Consider the following 19,916-nt stretch of genomic DNA (forward strand, 5'->3'; position numbering starts at 1 on the left):
GGGCCACATTGGGTGCGTTGGACGCACCGAGGGCCACATTGGGTGCGTTGGACGCACCGAGGGCCACATTGGGTGCGTTGGACGCACCGAGGGCCACATTGGGTGCGTTGGACGCACCGAGGGCCACATTGGGTGCGTTGGACGCACCGAGGGCCACATTGGGTGCGTTGGACGCACCGAAGGCCACATTGGGGCGCTTCAGAGCCGCGGGTCCACCGGGTCCGACTCCAGCGCGAGCACCGCGAACACGCACTCGTGCACGCGCCAGAGCGGCTCGCCGCGCGCGACGCGCTCCAGGGCCTCCAGGCCCAGGGCGTACTCGCGCAGCGCCAGCATGCGCTTGCGGTTCAGCCCGCGCTTGCGCAACCGCTCGAGGTTCTCCGGCAGCGTGTAGTCCGGGCCGTAGATGATCCGCAGGTACTCGCGCCCGCGCACCTTCACCCCGGGCTGGACCAGCCCGTGCGTCCCGCGGGTCAGGTTCGCCGCCGGCTTGACGACCATGCCCTCGCCGCCGGCGGCCGTCAGCTCTTCCCACCACGAGACGCCCCGGGCGACCGACGCGTCGTCCAGCAGGTCCACCGCGAGCGTCCGGGTGCGCTGGAAGCGCGATCCGCGCAAAAGATCCAGCTGCGCGAGGTGCCACGCGTGCGGCCGGTCGTGGTAGGCCTTCCCCTCCGACGCCAGCAGCTGGAACGGCGCCAGCCGGACGCCGTCCAGGCCCGATGTCGGCCAGCAGTAACGCCGGTACGCCGTCCGGTAGGAGTCCACTGTGGAGGATCGCAAGGCCGTCCGCGCCAAGAGGTCGCCGACGTCGATGCCCCGCGCGACCGCCGTCGCCAGCGCCGAAACCGCCTCCGGCAGCACGGCCTGGGCGGCCGCGCCCACCGACGCATATTGGGAAGCGATCAGCGAACCGGCCTTCGCGCTCCACGGCAGCAGCTCGGCGTCGAGCAGCAACCAGCCCGAGTCCAGCTCCTCGAACAGCCCGGCCGCCGCCGCGCGCACGTCCGCCAAGAGCGCCTCGTTCTGCGCGGCCGAGAAGAACGGGCGCCCGGTCCGGGTGTACACCGCGCCGCCGCCGCGGATTCCGAAGCGGTGGTACGCCACTTCGTCGTCCCGGCAGACCAGCACGACGGCCCGTGAGCCCATGTGCTTCTCTTCGCACAGCACGGCGCCGACCCCGGCCGCCCGGTACTCGGCGAACGCCTCTTCGGGGTGCTCCAGGTAATCGGAGCGCGACGACGTCGAACACGGCGCCATCGTCGGCGGCAGGTAGGCCAGCCACCGCGGGTCGACCGCGAACCGGCTCATCACCTCCAGCGCCGCCGCCGACTGCTCCGCCGAGACGCCGACGCGGCCGTGGTGCGCGGTCTGCACGATCCGCTTCCCGGTGACGTCGGTCAGCTCCAGCACCGCCGGCTCGCGCCCGGCCAGCGGCCGCGCCGCGTCCAGCGGGCGCACCGGCTCGTACCAGACCCGGTGCGCCTTCACCGAGACGACTTCGCGCTCCGGGTAGCGCAACGCGGTCAGCTTCCCGCCGAACACGGCGCCGGTGTCGAGGCACATCGTGTTGTTGACCCACTCCGGTTCCAGCGTCGGCGTGTGCCCGTAGAGCACCATCGCCGACCCGCGGTAGTCGCGCGCCCACGGCAGCCGCACCGGCAGGCCGTACTCGTCGGTCTCGCCGGTCGTGTCGCCGTAGAGCGCCATGCTGCGCACCCGCCCGGACGCGCGCCCGTGGTACCGCTCCGGCAGCCCGGCGTGCGCGACGACGAGCTTCCCGCCGTCGAGGACGTAGTGCGCGATCAGCCCGTCGCAGAACTCGTGGACGCGACGGCGGAACTCCTCGCTCTCCGCGCCGAGCTGGTCCAGCGACTCGGCGAGCCCGTGCGCGACGTTGACCTTCCGCCCGTGCAGGGCACGCACCAGCTTCTGCTCGTGGTTGCCGCACACGACCAGCGCACTGCCGGTCTCCGCCATGCCCATCACGCGCCGCAGCACGCCCGGGGTGTCCGGGCCGCGGTCGACGAGGTCGCCGACGAACACCGCCGTCCGCCCGTCCGGGTGCACGCCGTCGACGTACCCCAGCTCGGCCAGCAGCTCCTCGAGTTCCGCCGCGCAGCCGTGGACGTCGCCGATCACGTCGAACGGCCCGGTCAGCGCGCGCTTGTCGTTGCGCAGCGGCTCGACGACGATCTCGGCTTCGGCCACTTCGGCTTCGGACCGCAGCACGTGCACGCGCCGGAAACCCTCGCGCTCCAACGACTTCAGCGACCGCTGCAGCTCACCGCGCTGCCGCCGGATCACGTGGTCGCCGAACTCGCGGTCGGTGCGCGACGCGTTGCGGGCGGCGCAGACGGCCACCGGCAGGTCGAGCACGATCGCCGTCGGCAGCACGTCGTGCTCCTTCGCGAGCTTCACCAGGCTCGCCCGCGAAGCACGCTGGACGTTCGTCGCGTCGATGACGGTCGTCCGCCCGGCCGCGAGCCGCTTCGCCGCGACGTAGTGCAGGGCGTCGAAGGCGTCGGCCGAGGCCGACTGGTCGTTCTCGTCGTCGGCGACGAGCCCGCGGAAGAAGTCGCTGGAGAGCACCTGCGTCGGCGCGAAGTGCGTGCGCGCGAACGTCGACTTGCCGGAGCCGGAAGCGCCGACGAGCACGACGAGCGCCATGTCGGGAACGGTCAGCTTCACGCGGCCGCCTCCTTTTGGGTGGTGAAGACCGCCAGCTGGGTCGGCGGTCCCGATTCCTGGTCCTCCGGTCCGATCGGCAGGTACCGGACGTCGTAGCCGTGCCGGGTCGCGACACCGTCCGCCCAGGCGCGGAACTCGGCTCGCGTCCATTCGAACCGGTGGTCGGCGTGCCGGAAATGCCCCATCGGCAGGAACTCGAACAGCCGGTTGTACTCCGCGTTGGGCGTCGTGACGAGCACCGTGCGCGGCGCCGCGACCCCGAACACCGCGTGTTCCAGGGCCGGTAGCCGGTCGGAGTCGACGTGCTCGACGACCTCCATGAGCACGGCGGCGTCGAACCCGGCCAGCGCCGGGTCGGCGTAGGTCAGCGCGGACTGGCGCAGCGTGACGCGGGAGCCGTCCTTCAGCCGCTTCTCCGCGATGGTCAACGCACTGCTCGACACGTCGACGCCGACGATTTCGGTGAACGATCGCTCCTTCTCGAGGACGCGCAGCAGCGCGCCGGAGCCGCAGCCGAGGTCCAGCACGCGCCGGGCGCCCGCGGCCCGCAGTGCGGCGAGCACGCTGCCGTGGCGCTGCGACGCGAGGCTCTCCGGCTTGTCCGGCACCTCGGTGACCAGCGCTTCGGCCTCCGCCGGGACGTCGTCGGCTTCGGCCAGCCGCGAAAGCGCGTACGTGACGATCGGCCGCCGCCGCTCCAGGTAGCGGTTCGTGATGAGCGTCCGTTCGGGGTGCCCGGCGAGCCAGCCCTCACCGGCGCGCAGCAGCTTGTCGGCCTCGTCCTGGCCGACCCAGTAGTGCTTGTCGCCGTCGAGGGCGGGCAGGAGGACGTACAGGTGGCGCAGCGCGTCGGTGACCCGCTGGGTGCCGGTGAGCCGCAAGTCGACATAGCGACTGTCGCCCCACTGCGGGAACTCCGGGTCGAGCGGGATCGGCGTCGCCGAAACCCGCCACCCGAGCGGCTCGAACAGCTGGTGCACGACCTCGGCCCCGCCCCGGGCCGACAGCGACGGCAGGTGGATCTCCAGGTCGAAGGGCTCGTCGACCAGTTCCGGCCGGGCCGCACACCGGCCCGCGAGCGCCGTCGTGAACGCGGCCCGCAGCGCGACCGCGAGGTACGAGCCCCCGGCGTACGGCCGGTCGTTGACGTACTGGGTCAGCGACGTCCCACCGCCGCGCACGAGCTCGATCGGGTCGATCTCCACGAACAGCGCCGCGGTGCAGCGGTCCGGCGCCGCCTCCGGGTAGAAGACGTGCGCGGTGCCGGCCGACAGCGCGACCGACTGCGCCTTCTCCGGATGCTTGTGCAGGAGGAAGCCCAGGTCGGTGGCGGGGTTCCGGGTCGTGGTGATGGTCAGCAACACCGGCTCAGTGTGGCGGAGCGGCCGGTGACCGCGCGCCCGGTTTTCCCGGGTGCGCGGTCACCAGCCGGCTACTCGAGCGGGGTGCCACCCGAGTCGCGGTACGCGATCGTCTTGCCGATCAGGTTGCCGCCGTCGGTCTCGACGCCGGTCTGTTCCTGCTGTCCCGCGCCGAACAGGAGGGCGGCGACGTGGGCGTCCGCCACCTGGTCCAGGTGCGCGAAGAACCAGTCGACCTTGTCGTCCTGGTAGTGGTTCAGGGTGTTGTTCTGCGCCATGTTGCCCACCGGGACCTGCCACAGGACCACGGGCTTGCCCGCCGATTCGGCCATGGTCTTGTAGAACTTCAGCGCGGCCTTGGCCTGCTGGTCGGTCCAGAAGGTGTTGCGGCCGCCGTTCGCCGGCTTCGCGTACCAGCCGGCGTCGCGGTCCGACACGTCGGTGACGAGGAAGTCGGCGTTCTTCGCGCCGAGTTCCGCGTAGTCCTTCACGCACCCTTGGACGTTGGTCTCCCAGTCCCAGCAGGTGAGGTGGAGCCCCGCGCCGGCGTTCGGCGCGTACTTGTGCGCCATCGCCACCAGGCAAGCGGCCAGGCCGGCGGCGCTGTTCTCCTGCGTACCGCAGTCCGTCGGGTTCGCGGCCTTGACCTGCGCGGCGACCTGGTGCGGGCTGCCGAGGGAGCGGACGTAGCCCCAGAAGTCGGGCTCGATGTCGATCATGTCGGGCGAGGTGCCGATCTTCTGGAGGAAGAAGCGGTAGTCGTTCAGGTAGCGGGTGAGCAGGTCGGCCCGGTTGATGGCGACGACCTCGCCGGGACCGTCGCCCTCGCCCGCCGCGTCCCCGAGGTCGCGTAGCGAGTACCAGGTCCAGAGGTACTTCTGCGGGCGCGGCTTGCCCTGGTAGGTGGCCTGGGCCACGTGCTGGTCGCCCCAGGTCACGTAGAAGCCGGGAGCCGTGGTTTCGCCGGTCCAGCAGCCCCACCAGCTCGACCACTCGGGCTTGCAGCGTGCCGCCGTGTAGTAGTCCGAGGAGGGCGCGGGCCGGCTGTGGACGTAGTTGTACCGCACGTCGAACGGCGCGTCCGTCGCCGAAGCGTCGTTCATCGAGCCGCCGATGAGCACCGTGCCGCTGCCCATGAACCGGGTCGTCGCGGTACCGCCACGGCTCTCGGCGGCCGGAGCCGGCGACGCCGGCGACGGACGGGTGCTGCTCGGGGCCTGGCTCGTCGTCGCCACGCTGGTGCGCGGTGTGGTGGGCGGGGTGGGCGTCGTGGGGCTCCCGGAGCTGCCGACGCTCCCGGCCGGGACGAGCTGCCACTGCTGGTTGGCGCCGCCCCAGTCGTAGTACTGGGCGATGCGGGCGCCGGCGGTCTTGGAGCCGGCGGGGACCTCGACGGCCATGCCGCTGAAGCGGTTGATCAGGCGCACGTGGCCGTCCGGCGACTTCTCCAGCCGGAACTGCTGGTTCGCGCCGTTCAGGTCGGGCCACTGCACCATCGCGGAGCCGGCGGTCCTGGACCAGCGGTAGTCGTCCAGCACGTTGCCGGAGTTGCGGTTCTGCAGCCGGTAGTAGCCGTCACCCGCGTCGATGAACCGCCACTGCTGGTTGGCCCCGTCGTGCCGGCCCCACTGGACCACCGCCGCACCGTCGTTCTTGGCGTAGGCGCTGCCGTCCAGCGCTTCCCCGCTGGTGCGATTGACCAGGACGTACCAGGACTTCGGGTCCACGGTCCCCGCCGAGGCTGTGCTGACCACGACCACGGAGCCGGTCACGACGGACAGGACGACGGCCGCCCAGAAACCCCGGCGCTGGACCAACCGGCGTCCGCGATGCCGTCCCGGGCGGGCCGGGCGGCCACGGCCGCCGGCGGGGGACGCCGGCGGCGGCGTGGGTGGGCGAGGGGACATGTCGGTGCTCTCTTTCGGTCGCTGCCTCTGCCCGGACCGCGTGGCCGGACGACCCTGAGTTGCCGCCGGCCGCGGAAAGGTTGCCGCGGCCCGCGAGTTTTCTCACGGCCGCCGCGCGCCCGGTTTTCCCAGGTGCCACCCTGGACGCATGAACCGCCTCGCCAGCGCGACCAGCCCGTACCTGCTCCAGCACGCGGACAACCCGGTCGACTGGTGGCCGTGGGGTCCCGAAGCGCTCGCCGAGGCGAAGCGGCGGAACGTGCCCATCCTGCTTTCGGTCGGGTACGCCGCTTGCCACTGGTGCCACGTCATGGCGCACGAGTCGTTCGAGGACGCCGGGACCGCGGCCCTGATGAACGCGAACTTCGTCAACATCAAGGTCGACCGCGAGGAACGGCCCGACATCGACGCGGTGTACATGGCCGCCACCCAGGCGATGACCGGCCAGGGCGGCTGGCCGATGACCTGCTTCCTGACCCCGGACGGCGAGCCGTTCCACTGCGGTACCTACTACCCGCCGTCGCCGCGGCCGGGCATGCCGTCGTTCCGGCAGCTGCTCGCCGCCGTCGTCCAGTCGTGGCAGGAGCGGCCGGACGAGCTCTTGGACGGCGCCAAGCAGATCGTCGCGCACCTCGCCGAGCAGACCGGGCCGCTCAAGGAGTCCGTGGTGGACGAAGCGGTGCTCGCCGGCGCGGTCGGGAAGCTCCAGCAGGAGGCGGACGACGTCAACGGCGGGTTCGGCCGCGCCCCGAAGTTCCCGCCGTCGATGGTCCTGGAGTTCCTGCTGCGCCACCACGAACGCACGGGCTCCGCAGTGGCACTGTCTCTTGTGGACAAAACGGCCGAGGCGATGGCCCGCGGTGGCCTGTACGACCAGCTGGCCGGTGGCTTCGCGCGGTACTCCGTCGACGCCGAATGGATCGTGCCGCACTTCGAGAAGATGTTGTACGACAACGCGTTGCTCCTGCGCTTTTACGCTCACCTCTGGCGGCGCACCGGCTCGGCGACGGCGTTACGGGTCACCACCGGAACGGCGGAGTTCCTCTTCGAGAGCTTGCGAACGCCCGAAGGCGGCTTCGCGTCTTCGCTGGACGCGGACACCGAAGGCGTCGAAGGCTCGACGTACGTCTGGACTCCCGCGCAGCTGCGTGAGGTGGTGGGGGACGACTCCGCCGCCGAGCTGTTCGGCGTCACCGAGGAAGGCACCTTCGAGGAGGGTGCCTCGACGTTGCGCCTGTTCGGCGACCTGCCGGAGCCGTTGCGCGGCAAGCTCCTGGAGGCGCGGGCGAAGCGGCCGCAGCCGGGCCGGGACGACAAGGTGATCGCGTCCTGGAACGGCCTGGCGATCACGGCGCTGGCCGAGGCGGGCGTCGCCCTGGATCGTCCACAGTGGATCGAATGGGCTCGTGAGGCGGCCGAGCTCCTGCTGCGGTTGCACGTCGTCGGCGGACGGCTGCGGCGCAGCTCGCGCGACGGCGTCGTCGGCGAATCCGCCGGCGTACTGGAGGACTACGCCTGCGTCGCCGACGGGTTCCTGGCGCTGCACCAGGCGACCGGCGAGGCGAAGTGGCTCACGGAAGCGACCCGGCTGCTCGACCTGGCATTGGCGCATTTCGCGTCCCCGGACGTCCCTGGCGCGTACTTCGACACCGCCGACGACGCCGAGACGCTGGTCCAGCGCCCGGCCGACCCGGGCGACAACGCGAGCCCGTCGGGGGCGTCCGCGCTGGCCGGGGCGCTGCTGGCGGCGTCCGCGCTCGCGGGCCACGCCGATTCGGCCCGGTACCGGGAGGCGGCCGAGCGGGCGCTGAGCCGGGCCGGGGTGCTGGCCGGGCGGGTGCCGCGGTTCGCCGGGCACTGGCTCTCGGTGGCCGAAGCGCTGCAGGCCGGCCCGGTGCAGGTCGCGGTGGTCGGCGCCGATCCTGCGCTGCGGCTGGCGGCGGCCCGGGGCGTGCACGGCGGCGGCATCGTGCTGGCCGGCGAGCCGGACGCGCCGGGCGTCCCGTTGCTGGCCGACCGTCCCCTGGTCGACGGCGCCCCGGCGGCGTACGTGTGCCGGGGGTACGTCTGCGACCGTCCCGTCACGTCCGCCGAGGAGCTCACCGCCCAGCTCTGATTCGCCCTGGGTGAACGCGGTGTCTGTGGTCTGGTTTTCGGCGTAACTTCGGTAGTGATGTAATCATGTAATCCGGAGGTACGACATGGGACGCGGATGGCGCGGAGGCCGGGGCTGGCAGCAGGGCGAGGTCCCGCCGGCAGAGGACGCGGCGGCCTGGTTCGGCGGCCGCCTGCCCGACGGCTGGTTCACGGGCGCACCGGAGGTCACGGTCGACCGCGAAGAGATCATCGTGGTCGGCGAGCTCCCGGCGCTGACGGAGGAGCACGCGGACGACGCCGCCCGCGCGGCGGCCGAAGAGGGCCGGATCAGCAGGTACCGCGAGGAGACGCGCGACGAGCGCATCGAGATCGCCCGCCAGGCGGAACACCGCTACCAGCGCAAGGTGGCGTGGGGCGCGCGGCTGGGTGGTACGACGGCCCTGTTCACAACGCATTCGGCACCGGTGATGACGCGCTTGCGCCAGCCGGAGCGGTTGGTGCTGGACACGCTGGTGGACGCGGGCGTGGCGCGGTCGCGCTCGGACGCACTGGCCTGGGCGGTGCGCTTGGTCGGCCAGCACGCGGACAGCTGGCTGGGCGAGCTGCGGGAAGCGATGACCAAGGTCGACGACCTGCGCTCGAAGGGGCCCGACCTGGGCTGAGTGGTGAGGGTGCCGCCTCGGCGGCACCTCACGGTTCGCGTGCGCGCGAGCACGGAGCCGGCCCGAGCTGTGGGGTGCCGCCCCCCCTCGGCGGCACCCCACCGTTCGCACGGCGCCCGGATTCGGCCGAGCTGCGTGGTGCTGCCCCCTCGGCGGCACCCCACGGTTCGCGTGGCAGTCGAGCCACGGCTTCCGGATCCGGGCCGAGCCGCGCGGTGCTGCCCCTTCGGTGGCACCCCGCGGTTCGCGGAGCGCTCGAGCCACGCCACCCGGATCCGGCCCGAGCCGCGCGGTGCTGCCCCCTCGGCGGCACCCCACGGCCCGGGCCGCCCCCCTCAGTCCGCGATCAGCACCGGCTTCCGGAACCCGGCGCCCAGCTCCCGCTGCCGCCGCACGAACCAGGCCCCGGGCGCGATCCCCGTAGCCCCGTGCTCCGGGTGGATCAACCACGCCGGCGCGGTGTTCTCGAAAGCCGCGATCGCGAGCCGCTCGGGATCACCGAGCCACGTTGTCATCCGGCACGTTCCGCGGTCCGCCACCAGCGTGTGCGGGTTGTTGCCCGCTTCGCCGCGCACCAGTTCGCGGCCTTCGGCAGGCAGCTCCCACCAGTCCCGGGCCACCCACCCCAGCAACTCCAGCGGCAGCACGATCAGGTCACCCTGGGCCTGGAGCCCGTCGATCACCGGAACGGTGACCTGGCGGTCCAGGTGGTCGAGGACGTCGAGTCCGGTCCGGTCGAGCAGTTCGGCAAGAAACATGCGATCACCTCAGGAAGTCAGGTCCGGCGCTGCAGGCGCGCGTACTGGGCTCCGGTGAGCCCGTACGACCAGCCGGCCGCGTCGAGGGGATGGTCGAATTCGGCGGGCACGCGCAGCCCGTAGCGACGGCGGGTGCCGTCGCGCTCCACCGAGCCGTTCACCGCCATGAGCAGCCGCGAAGGCGCGTGCCACTTCTGCGGCGGCAGGTCGTAGAGCCGCAGTTCACAACCCGGGTTGCCGGGATCGGGCGCCCGGCTCAGGATCCGCAGCCCGGCCTGCTCGATGTACGCCGCCCAGCCGAGGTGCTCGACCGCGCAGCGGCGCACCTCGACGTTGAACTCGCGGTTGATCCGCTCCGCGGTGGGGTCTTCGATCACCCAGGACGGCACCCGCGTGCCGTGCCAGGCATGCACGCTCCAGCCGTCGGGGTAGACCACCGCGGGCCCGGTCGCGCTGTGGAGCCGGCCCTCGTCGTCAAGACGGAGAACCAACGGCCGTTCCGCGATGACGCAGACGCCGTCTCGCGGCCACCACCAGCCGCAGGAACGCACCAGGGTCGCCCACAGCTCCAGCTCCGGATCACCCGAGCCGGGTGTCACCCAATAGGCGTCCTGCTGCCCGTACCAGTGCAGGCCCAGCGAACGCGGAATGGCGGTCCGGATCAGGCCCGCGACGGACTCCTTGACAATCTGCCGGGCCTCGAGCGAGACGTCGCCCCACCGGCGTCGCAGCGCGGCCACCCGCGTCGCCAACCGGGCTTCCACCGGCTCGACCGACGCGGACGGCGGCACGGCAGCGTTGGGAGAATCGACCCAGACGAACTCCGGCGGTGGTTCGCCGAGGAGCGCGTAGAGCCGGGTGATGGCGTCTTCGGCCGCGGGACGATCCGCGGAATACGTGCTGAAGGCGTGGCTCAACCACGCGGAAATATCGGGAAGCGGGCGGCTCGGCGGCCGCGGGGCGCTCAACGCGCGAGGGCGCGCACGCCCTTTCGAATCGACATGCCCCGATCATGACAGCTTTTTCGCCGATCGCGCAACCCTGGACCTGGAGCCACTTTCGAGCCTAGAGTTTCGTCGTGCCCGCGGTCCGTGCCGCGGTTCCGCCGTCGCACCAGTCTTTCTCGTGAAGGACGTGTCCATGGACGGCAGGTTCACCCGGCGGCAGCTGATCAAGGGCGGGCTCGCGGTGGCGGCGGTGCCGCTGCTCCCGGCCGTCGCCTCGGCGGCGCCCCGCATCGACGTTCCCGTGCTCCCGTGGCCGGCGGCGAACGACATCGTCGCGAACACGACGATTCCCACTTTCCCCGATCGCAGTTTCCCGATCACCGGTTACGGCGCGAAGAACGACGGCAAGACCGACAACACCGCGGCGATCGCGAAGGCGATCGAGGCGTGCGCCGCGGCCGGCGGCGGGCACGTGATCGTGCCGGGCGGCGGCAGTTTCCTGACCGGCGCCATCCGGCTCAAGAGCAACGTCGACCTGCACCTGGAATCCGGCTCGGTGCTGAAGTTCAGCGGCGACGCGGCGAAGTTCCCGAACGTCCTGACGCGTTACGAAGGCATCGAGTGCGTCAACCACTCGCCGATGATCTACGCCTACCAGGAAAAGAACATCGGCCTCACCGGCAGCGGCACCCTCGACGCGGCGGCCACGTCGTCGTGGAACAAGGGCAGCGACCGGGCCTACCTGGAATCCTTGGTGGCCAAGGGAACCGCGCCGGAGAAGCGGGTGGTGCCGGGATCGGGGCACACCATGCGGTCGGCGTTCGTCGAGCCGTACGCCTGCGAGAACGTGCTGATCCAGGGCGTCACGCTGAAGAACTCCATGTTCTGGCAGCTGCACCCGACGCTGTGCCGCAACGTCACGGTCGACGGCGTCAGCACCGACCCCAGCACCGCGCACAGCAACACCGACGGCTGCGACCCGGAATCGTGCGACCACGTCGTCATCGCCAACTGCGCCCTCGGCGCGCACGACGACAACATCGCCATCAAGTCCGGCCGCGACGCCGACGGGCGGCGGGTGAACGTCCCCTGCCAGAACCTCGTCGTGGTGAACTGCGTGATGAACGGCAACTGGGGCGCGATCACCTGCGGCAGCGAGCAGACCGGCGGGATCCGCAACGTCTACGCGTACAAGCTCACCGTGAAGGGTGACACGAAGTTCGCGCTGTACGTGAAGTCCAACACGCTGCGTGGCGGGTTCTCCGAGAACATCAACCTCGACAGCGTTTCCGGCACCTTCGCGCGGAACTTCGTGTACGTGACGTCCACCTACAACAGCCAGACCGGCAGCTTCGTCCCGTCGTTCGGGCCGTTCACGATCAGCAACTGCTCGAGCACGAAGATCGCGGGCAAGACGTTCGACGTCAGCGGGCTTTCGAACGCCCACGTGCACGGGTTCGCCGTGGCGAACTCCACGTTTAAGGGCGTGGCCGACACGTCGAACACGCTGAAGTACGTGGACAACGCCCGCTTCACGAATGTGACGGTCAACGGCAAGCCGATCTGAACCTGCGGGATCGGCGGCGCTGCGGCAGGCTTACTACCAACGAGTAGGAAGCCTGCCGTTCGTCCTTTCCGGAGGTAGCCGTGGACGTCCCCGAAGTGCCCTCGAAGGTGGATCCGGACGCGCTGACCGCCGTCCTCGACGGTCGCTGGGCCGAGCTGCGCCGCGGGGTGCGGGCGCAGATGGCCGGTGCGGAGTTCCGGGACCCGGTCGACCTCGGCATCGAGGCGCACCGCGCCCAGGTGCTCGACCAGCTGCGTGCGCTCGCCGAGACCGACCGGCCCGGCCTGGGTTTCGACCCGGCGTACGGCGGCGGTGGCGACGTCGGCGGCTCGGTGACGTCGTTCGAGATGCTCGGCTACGGCGACCTGTCGCTGATGGTGAAGGCCGGCGTCCAGTGGGGCCTGTTCGGCGGCGCCGTCCAGCTGCTCGGCACCGAGCGGCACCACGAGCGGTACCTGCGCGGGATCATGGACCTCGACGTGCTGGGCTGCTTCGCGATGACCGAGCACGGGCACGGGTCCGACGTCCAGCACCTGCGCACCACGGCGACCTTCGCCGACGGCGGGTTCGTCATCGACACGCCGGATGCGATGGCCCGCAAGGAATACATCGGCAACGCGGCCCGCGACGGCCGGCTGGCGGTGGTCTTCGCGCAGCTGGTGACCGGCGGCGAATCGCGCGGCGTGCATGCGTTTCTCGTGCCGATCCGCGACGACGACGGCAAGCCGGTGCCCGGAGTGTCCATCGAGGACTGCGGACCTAAGGCGGGCCTGAACGGTGTCGACAATGGACGGTTGGCGTTCGACGGCGTCCGGGTGCCGCGCGAAGCCCTGCTGAACCGCTTCGGTGACGTCGCCGAAGACGGGACGTACTCGAGCCCGATCGAGAGCGACAGCCGCCGGTTCTTCACGATGCTGGGCACGCTGATCCGCGGCCGGGTGAGCGTCGCCGGCAGCGCGGGCAGCGCCACGAAACGCGCGCTGACGCTGGCGATCCGCTACGGCGAGTTCCGCCGCCAGTTCGCGAAGCCGGACGGCGACGAGGTCGTCGTCCTGGACTACCTGGCCCACCAGCGGAAACTGCTGCCGGCGCTGGCGAAGACCTACGCGCTGCACTTCGCGCAGGAAGAGCTGGTCTCGAAGCTGCACGACATCGATGCGTCGGCGCCCGAAGAGGATCAGCGCGAGCTGGAGTCGCGCGCCGCCGGGCTGAAGGCGCTCGGGACGTGGCACGCGACGTCGGCGATCCAGACCGCCCGCGAGGCGTGCGGCGGCGCGGGCTACCTGGCGGAGAACGTGCTGCCCGGGCTGAAGGCCGACACCGACGTCTTCACGACGTTCGAAGGCGACAACACGGTGCTGCTGCAGCTGGTCGCGAAGGGCCTGCTGACCAGCTACAAGCAGGACTTCGAGGACCTTTCGCCGCTGGCGACGGCCCGGTTCTTCACCGACCAGGTGGTCAACACGCTCTTGGAGCGGACGTCGGTGCGCAAGGCGCTGGAGTCGCTCACCGAAGGGTCCGACTCGGAGGTGTTCTTCCGCCGCGAGTGGCAGCTGCGGCTGTTCGAGGACCGCGAAGACCACGTCGTCGAAGGGGTGGCGAAGCGCCTGCGCAAGGCGGCGGCCGACCCGTTCGGCGTGTTCAACTCGGCACAGGACCACGTGCTGCGCGCGGGCCGCGTCCACGTCGAGCGCCTGGTGCTGGAGGCGTTCACGGCGGCCATCGAGCGCTGCGACGATCCGGACGCCCGCACGCTGCTCGAACGCGTCTGCGACCTGTACGCGCTGTCGGCGATCGAAGAGGACCTGGCGTGGTTCCTGGGCCACGGCCGCCTGACGGCGTCGCGCGCGAAGGCCGTCACGTCGGCGGTGAACCGGCTGTGCTCGGAGCTGCGCCCGCACGCGCGCACGCTGGTGGACGCGTTCGCGATCCCGGAGCAGTTCCTCGCGGCGCCGATGCTCACGTCCTGACCGCGCAGCCGCGGTGGAGCCCGGACGGGTGGCCGGTATCGGGGACCGGCCACCCGTCCGGGAGCCTTCAGTGCCGTCAGGAGCGTCGGTGCTTCCGGTCGTCGTCGGTGATGTCGAACTGCTCCTTGCGGACCTTGCCGGACACGGTCTGTTCGTCGGTGACCGTCTCCTTCCGCAGCCGCGCTCGTTCGACCGGCACGGTTTCCTTGCGCACCACGGGTTTCTCGGCGTGCAGGACGACGTCCTGCTCGGCCTCGCCGATCTCCGCCGCCGTGCCGTCGCCGCGCGTGATCGGCTCGCGTTCGATGCGCACCTCTTCGTGCCGCACCGGCACGGTGACCTGCTGCTCTTCGGTGACGACGTACTTGCGCAGCCGCACGTGCCCGGTCTCGACCTGCTCGGTCCCGACGTTCAGCCGTTCCTCGGAGCGCGTCATGGCGGCGCGGTCGTCGCGCTTCCCGCGCCCGCCCATGGCGGCCGGGCTGCGGTCGGTCCGCCCATCCGCCCGGCGGTCCGACCGCGCGTCCGTCCGCCCGTCCGCTGAGGTGCGCGGCACCGGCAGGCCGTAGTGCTGGTAGAGCTGCGTGCTCTCTTCGGGCGAAAGGTGCCCGTCGGCGTCGATGCGGGGCGCGTCGGAGACGCTGTCCTTGTCGACCTGGACGTGGATGCCGTCCTTGTCCGTGTGGGCGCCGGAGAGCGGGACGAAGCTTTCCTTGGTGCCGAAGAGGCCGGTCTTGACGGTGATCCACTCGGGCTGGTGCGTCGCGTCGGCGAGGTAGACGTTGCCGACCTTCCCGATCTTGTTGCCTTCGGGGTCGACCACAGCGCTGTCGATGAGTTCCTGGGGCTGCATGGTCCTGGCCATCGCGGTCGTGCTCCTTCCACGTTGGGTCCGTTGTCTGAGATCACCGTCGGACGCACCGGTGCGCCCGGCAACCGTCGTGGTGGTCCCGTGGGTGACCCCTGATCGTGATCGTTTGAAGCGTCTCCCGCGGGCCAGGTGGGGTGGGTCCCGCAGGTCGGGGGCGGTGCCGTCGGCGTGACCGGCCGCCCCGGCGCGAACGCGAAGGTGTGGACCTGGATTTCGCGTGACCGGCGTCACTCGCGGCGTTGTCACAACGGTGGCGCCCGGGTCGTCAGAGGGGTGAAGCAGACGAGGAAAGGGGAACGGCCATGGAAGCGCGGCTCAACATGTTCGAGAACGAGGTCACCGGCAAGTTCGTCAAGCGCCTGATCGCGGCGTCGCATCCGGTCGAAGAGTCGTCGCTGCCGAAGGCGACACAGGAGCTGGTGAAGATCCGCGCGAGCCAGATCAACGGCTGCGGGATGTGCCTCGACATGCACACGAAGGACGCGGCGGCGGGCGGCGAGACGGCGGTCCGCCTGGCGATGGTGGCGGCGTGGCGCGAAGCGGTGGTGTTCACCGAGGCGGAGCGCGCGGCGCTGGCGCTGACGGAGGAGGGCACCCGCCTGGCGGACACGCACACCGGCGTCAGCGACGAGACGTGGGCGGCGGTGCGGAAGCACTTCGACGAAGAGCAGATCGGGGCCCTGATCGCGCTGGTGGCGATGATCAACGCGTGGAACCGGCTCAACGTGATCGTCCGCAACCCGGCGGGGGAGTACCAGCCGGGGATGTTCGGCTGAGGGAGCGTTCACCTGCCGTGGGGCGCGGGACCAGCTTCGATGGTGACAACCTCACGGCGGTGGAACCCCTCACCGTCGCACGGTGGACCGAACTCTGCCCGGCGCACGCTGGTTGATTGCCGGGACGGGTGATGTTGTCCAAACCATCGGGTGATGTCGATAAAGGACGACCTGATATCGCCCGATGATTTTATCATGATGAAAAAGACGCTCTTCGCAGCCGCAGTCATCGGTGGCGCCATGCTCGCTGTTGCCGCGCCGGCATCCGCCGGTGAGGGCGGCGGGCACCACCCGGGCGGCGGCATCAGCATCGGCGACAACCTCTGCGCGGCACCGTGGCAGTGGAACGGTCCCCTCGAGCTGCTGCACGCGGGCCACGCCCCGTCGTACGCGGCCTGCAACAACAACTCCACCGGCGGCGGTCACGGTGGCATCAGCATCCTCAACAACGCGTGCCTGCTGCCCTGGCAGTGGAACGGCCCGCTCGAGCTGCTGACGGTCGACCACAACCCGTCGTACGTCGCCTGCAACGGCAACTCGGCCGGCTGATCGAAAGGAAGAGCCGCCGGCTGGTTGATCGAGTGTGCACCAACCATCCACGGCTCATCTCGTAAGAAAAGCGCGGCCATTCACTCGATGACGAGTGAATGGCCGCGCTTTCGTTTTTTGCTGAAGCAATGCGATTCCGCCGGCGGCCAACCAGATACCCAAGCGGACCGGACGACCGCACGGCCAGACGACGGCACGGACGGACCCCAGCCACGCCCCTCCCTGCATCCCGATCCGAAGCTCAGAACGCGGCCGGTGGCACCGGGTCAAGACACGCTTTCCCGTCTTGACCCGGTGCCACCGGCCGTAGTCACAATCAAGCTTCGGGATGCAGGTCTCTCGACGACGGACACACCGCCTAGGCGTACATCGCCAACCAGATGGCAATGTAGTGCGACACGGCGGCAAGCACAGTGCAGGCGTGGAAGAACTCGTGGTACCCAAAGGTCTCCGGCCAGTGGTTCGGCCACTTGACGGCATAGAACACCGCACCGAGCGTGTAGAACAACCCGCCCACGCTCAACAACACGAGCGCACCGATCCCGGCGTGAGTAGCCAGCTCCGGGAACACGAACACCGCAACCCAGCCGAGCGCGATGTAGATCGGCACCCCAAGCCACCGCGGCGCATTGGGCCACAGCATCTTCAGCGCCACCCCGGCGATCGCCCCACCCCAGACGATCGACAGGATCACGTACCCGGTCGGCTTGGACATCGCCAGCAACGTGAACGGCGTGTACGTCCCAGCGATGAACAAGAAGATCATCGAGTGGTCCGCACGCTTCATCCACTTGTACGCGCGGGGGCTCCAGAACCGCCGGTGGTACAGCGCGCTCACGCCGAACAGGCCGAGGACGGTCAGGCCGTAGACCGACGTCGCCAATGTGGCGACCGGGGACACTGTGGACGCCGCCAGGGTGATGAGCGCCGCCGTCGCGACCAGCGCGCCGAAGAACGTCCAGAAGTGGATGTGTCCGCGCAGCCGGGGGCGGAGGTCCACTACGGGCTCGGGTGGTTCCGTCGTCAGGCTCACACATCCAGGTTACGACAGCGTAGGTTCTCCCGCGGTGCTCAAGTCACACGCCTCACACCGGGTGCGTAGGCTGACTCGACGTGAGTGTTCGCTCCTTCTTGTCCGACGTCGTGTACAGCGCCTACGGCAGGCGCCTCATCCAGCAGGCCGCCGGGCGGCATCCCCGGCACATCGCCATCATGCTCGACGGCAACCGCCGGTGGGCCCGTGAAGCGGGCTTCGCGGACGTTTCGGACGGCCACCGCGCCGGGGCGAAGAAGATCGCGGACTTCCTGAGCTGGTGCCAGGAGGCCGACGTCGAGGTCGTCACCATGTGGCTGCTGTCCACCGACAACCTCAACCGCGACCCGGACGAGCTCACGCCGCTGCTGAAGATCATCACCGACGTCACCGACGAGCTCGCCGCCCCCGGGACGGCGTGGCGGCTGCGGATCGTCGGCGCGCTCGACCTGCTGCCCGCCGAGGTCGCCAAGCGCCTCAGCGAGGCCGCCGCCCGGAGCGAAGGGCGCAGCGGGATGGAGGTCAACATCGCGGTCGGCTACGGCGGGCGCCAGGAAATCGCGGACGCCGTGCGCAAGCTGCTGCGGCAGCACGCCGACGAGGGAACGTCCATTCACGAGCTGGCGAAGATCCTCGACGTCGACCACATCTCCGAGCACCTCTACACGTCGGGCCAGCCGGACCCGGACCTCATCATCCGCACGTCGGGCGAGCAACGGCTCTCCGGCTTCCTGCTGTGGCAGTCCGCGCACTCGGAGTTCTGGTTCACCGAGGCGTACTGGCCCGCCTTCCGCCGGGTCGACTTCCTCCGTGCCATCCGCGACTACGCCTGGCGGCACCGCCGGTTCGGCTCCTAGACACCGGAAAAACCGCTGGTCAGCGCCCCTGAATGACACTCAGGGTGGATTTCGGACGACCGACGGTGAGGTGACGATCTGGCGAATCACCGTGTTGGCTCCCTGCGCGACGCCGGATTCGTGGGTACCTTCCGAGGTGAGGGCGCGCGTTCCGTGCGGGTCCTCGCGGGAGGCCCTGGTCGTGGCGGTGATCGAGGGGGCGGCACAGCCGCCCACGAGACGCTCGAGGGGGCCGGCACCCGGCCCTCGTGGCCGCACCACCTGACCCACCGGTCAGGAGGAGTGGTCCAGCCAGGGAGGTGCCCGGCCCAGCGAGTGCGGGCGTGAGGTGCACACGCCCTCGAGGGAGATGCCGTCGTGACTGCGCAGCGTTTGCCCCGTAAGGCCTCTGGCCGCTCTTCGACCGGTGCCGTTCCTGGCCCGGAGAAAGTCTCGACCTCGCCCGAATTCCAGCAGCACATGTACGTGCTCGACACGTCGGTCCTCCTTTCGGACCCGTGGGCGGTCACTCGGTTCGCCGAGCACGCTGTCGTGCTTCCGCTGGTCGTCATCAGTGAACTGGAGGCGAAGCGCCACCACCCGGAGCTCGGCTGGTTCGCCCGGGAATCCCTGCGCATGCTCGACGACCTGCGCCGGCAGTACGGCAGGCTCGACGCGCCGCTCCCGATCGGGGACCACGGCGGCACGCTGCAGGTGGAGCTGAACCACTCGGACCCGTCGGTGCTCCCGTCCGGGTTCCGGACCGACTCCAACGACCACCGCATCCTCGCCTGCGCGCTGAACCTGGCGGCGGAGAACGCGGCGGTCACGCTGGTGACCAAGGACATCCCGCTGCGGGTCAAGGCCGGGGCCGTCGGTCTCGAGGCGGACGAGTACCGCGCGCAGGAAGTGACGCCGTCCGGCTGGACCGGCATGGCGGACGTCGACGTCGAGCAGGACGTGCTCGACACGCTGTTCGGCGGCGGCACCGTCGACCCGGTCGAATACGGCATGGACGAGCTCGCCGAGCTGCCCTGCCACACCGGGCTGCGGCTGCTCGCGGGCAGCTCCAGCGCGCTCGGGCGGATCACGGCGGACAAGCGCATCCGGCTGGTCCGGGGCGACCGCGAGGCGTTCGGCCTGCACGGCCGCAGCGCCGAGCAGCGCGTCGCGCTCGACCTGCTGCTCGACTCCGACGTCGGCATCGTTTCGCTGGGCGGCCGGGCCGGCACCGGTAAGTCGGCGCTCGCCCTGTGCGCCGGCCTCGAGGCGGTGATGGAACGCCGTCAGCACCGCAAGGTCGTGGTGTTCCGGCCGGTCTACGCGGTCGGCGGCCAGGACCTCGGCTACCTGCCCGGGTCCGAGAGCGAGAAGATGCAGCCGTGGGCGCAGGCGGTGTTCGACACCCTCGGCGCGCTGGTCAGCCAGGACGTCCTCGACGAGGTCTTCGACCGCGGCATGCTCGAGGTGCTTCCGCTGACGCACATCCGCGGCCGGTCGCTGCACGACACGTTCGTGATCGTGGACGAGGCGCAGTCGCTGGAGCGCAACGTCCTGCTCACGGTGCTTTCGCGGCTCGGCACGGCGTCTCGGGTGGTGCTCACGCACGACGTCGCCCAGCGGGACAACCTGCGCGTCGGACGGCACGACGGCGTCTCGGCGGTGATCGAGAAGCTCAAGGGCCACCCGCTGTTCGCGCACGTCACGCTGACGCGCTCGGAGCGGTCGCCGATCGCCGCCCTGGTCACCGAGATGCTGGAGGACCACGGCTGACGCTCTGCCCGGTCGTGAGTGTTTAGGCGGGTTCGATCACCCGAAAAAACAAAACCAACTCGCCCCGCAGCCCGGCCAGCATAAGCGGCGAGAACAAGCGCCAAGAGGAGATACCCCT

Annotated in this window: 15 protein-coding genes; 8 read left to right on the forward strand and 7 right to left on the reverse strand. The window is 70.5% G+C overall.

Annotated elements, in window-relative coordinates:
* Window positions 1-198: 198 nt before the first annotated feature.
* The 3 genes from AB0M30_RS31835 to AB0M30_RS31845 form a co-directional block, all read right to left on the reverse strand.
* Window positions 199-2,691 carry a polynucleotide kinase-phosphatase gene (locus AB0M30_RS31835; RefSeq protein WP_364591264.1) on the reverse strand — a complete coding sequence of 831 codons (2,493 nt, stop codon included), beginning with the start codon at window positions 2,689-2,691 and terminating at the stop codon, window positions 199-201.
* On the reverse strand, window positions 2,688-4,055 hold the full coding sequence (locus AB0M30_RS31840; protein WP_364591267.1) for a 3' terminal RNA ribose 2'-O-methyltransferase Hen1: 1,368 nt from the start codon (window positions 4,053-4,055) through the stop codon (window positions 2,688-2,690). Before AB0M30_RS31840 ends, AB0M30_RS31835 begins: the two co-directional genes overlap by 4 nt.
* A 68-nt stretch (window positions 4,056-4,123) precedes the next feature.
* A complete protein-coding gene (locus tag AB0M30_RS31845) occupies window positions 4,124-5,869 on the reverse strand; it encodes an RICIN domain-containing protein (protein ID WP_364591270.1) in 1,746 nt (581 codons plus the stop codon).
* Between the two features lie 238 nt (window positions 5,870-6,107).
* Here AB0M30_RS31845 and AB0M30_RS31850 point away from each other — a divergent pair, with 238 nt between their 5' ends.
* Both AB0M30_RS31850 and AB0M30_RS31855 read left to right on the forward strand, forming a co-directional pair.
* A complete protein-coding gene (locus AB0M30_RS31850) occupies window positions 6,108-8,075 on the forward strand; it encodes a thioredoxin domain-containing protein (RefSeq protein WP_364591273.1) in 1,968 nt (655 codons plus the stop codon).
* 85 nt (window positions 8,076-8,160) lie between these two features.
* Entirely contained in the window at window positions 8,161-8,718 is a 558-nt protein-coding gene (locus AB0M30_RS31855; protein WP_364591276.1) for a hypothetical protein, read from the forward strand.
* 335 nt (window positions 8,719-9,053) lie between these two features.
* Here AB0M30_RS31855 and AB0M30_RS31860 read toward each other — a convergent pair whose 3' ends face one another.
* Both AB0M30_RS31860 and AB0M30_RS31865 read right to left on the reverse strand, forming a co-directional pair.
* On the reverse strand, window positions 9,054-9,476 hold the full coding sequence (locus tag AB0M30_RS31860; protein WP_364591279.1) for a hypothetical protein: 423 nt from the start codon (window positions 9,474-9,476) through the stop codon (window positions 9,054-9,056).
* Between the two features lie 17 nt (window positions 9,477-9,493).
* Window positions 9,494-10,393, reverse strand: coding sequence for a DUF6745 domain-containing protein (locus tag AB0M30_RS31865; RefSeq protein WP_364591282.1), 900 nt, complete (start codon window positions 10,391-10,393; stop codon window positions 9,494-9,496).
* A 223-nt stretch (window positions 10,394-10,616) separates the two neighbouring features.
* On the opposite strand from AB0M30_RS31865, the gene AB0M30_RS31870 reads away from it, so the two are divergent.
* Window positions 10,617-11,990: a glycosyl hydrolase family 28 protein gene (locus AB0M30_RS31870; protein ID WP_364591285.1), complete on the forward strand. Its 1,374-nt coding sequence runs from the start codon at window positions 10,617-10,619 to the stop codon at window positions 11,988-11,990.
* An 80-nt stretch (window positions 11,991-12,070) separates the two neighbouring features.
* Complete coding sequence (locus AB0M30_RS31875) at window positions 12,071-13,960, forward strand: acyl-CoA dehydrogenase (protein WP_364591288.1); 1,890 nt, start codon at window positions 12,071-12,073, stop codon at window positions 13,958-13,960.
* Window positions 13,961-14,036: 76 nt separating this feature from the next.
* On the opposite strand, the gene AB0M30_RS31880 is transcribed toward AB0M30_RS31875, so the two are convergent.
* On the reverse strand, window positions 14,037-14,825 hold the full coding sequence (locus tag AB0M30_RS31880; RefSeq protein WP_364591291.1) for a PRC and DUF2382 domain-containing protein: 789 nt from the start codon (window positions 14,823-14,825) through the stop codon (window positions 14,037-14,039).
* 308 nt (window positions 14,826-15,133) lie between these two features.
* Here AB0M30_RS31880 and AB0M30_RS31885 point away from each other — a divergent pair, with 308 nt between their 5' ends.
* A complete protein-coding gene (locus AB0M30_RS31885; protein ID WP_364591294.1) occupies window positions 15,134-15,607 on the forward strand; it encodes a carboxymuconolactone decarboxylase family protein in 474 nt (157 codons plus the stop codon).
* A gap of 195 nt (window positions 15,608-15,802) precedes the next feature.
* On the forward strand, window positions 15,803-16,156 hold the full coding sequence (locus AB0M30_RS31890; protein ID WP_364591297.1) for a hypothetical protein: 354 nt from the start codon (window positions 15,803-15,805) through the stop codon (window positions 16,154-16,156).
* A 358-nt stretch (window positions 16,157-16,514) separates the two neighbouring features.
* Here the strand turns inward: AB0M30_RS31890 and AB0M30_RS31895 are convergent, their stop codons facing one another.
* The gene (locus AB0M30_RS31895; RefSeq protein ID WP_364591300.1) at window positions 16,515-17,189 is read right to left on the reverse strand and encodes a hemolysin III family protein; all 675 of its coding nucleotides are present in this window, start codon (window positions 17,187-17,189) and stop codon (window positions 16,515-16,517) included.
* Between the two features lie 80 nt (window positions 17,190-17,269).
* Here AB0M30_RS31895 and AB0M30_RS31900 point away from each other — a divergent pair, with 80 nt between their 5' ends.
* A complete protein-coding gene (locus AB0M30_RS31900) occupies window positions 17,270-18,046 on the forward strand; it encodes an isoprenyl transferase (RefSeq protein ID WP_199191165.1) in 777 nt (258 codons plus the stop codon).
* A gap of 459 nt (window positions 18,047-18,505) precedes the next feature.
* Window positions 18,506-19,798, forward strand: a complete 1,293-nt coding sequence (locus AB0M30_RS31905; RefSeq protein ID WP_308674861.1) for a PhoH family protein — start codon at window positions 18,506-18,508, stop codon at window positions 19,796-19,798.
* The last annotated feature ends 118 nt before the right edge of the window (window positions 19,799-19,916 follow it).

This window comes from Amycolatopsis sp. NPDC051716 (assembly GCF_040681595.1).
In the GTDB taxonomy this organism is placed as follows: domain Bacteria; phylum Actinomycetota; class Actinomycetes; order Mycobacteriales; family Pseudonocardiaceae; genus Amycolatopsis.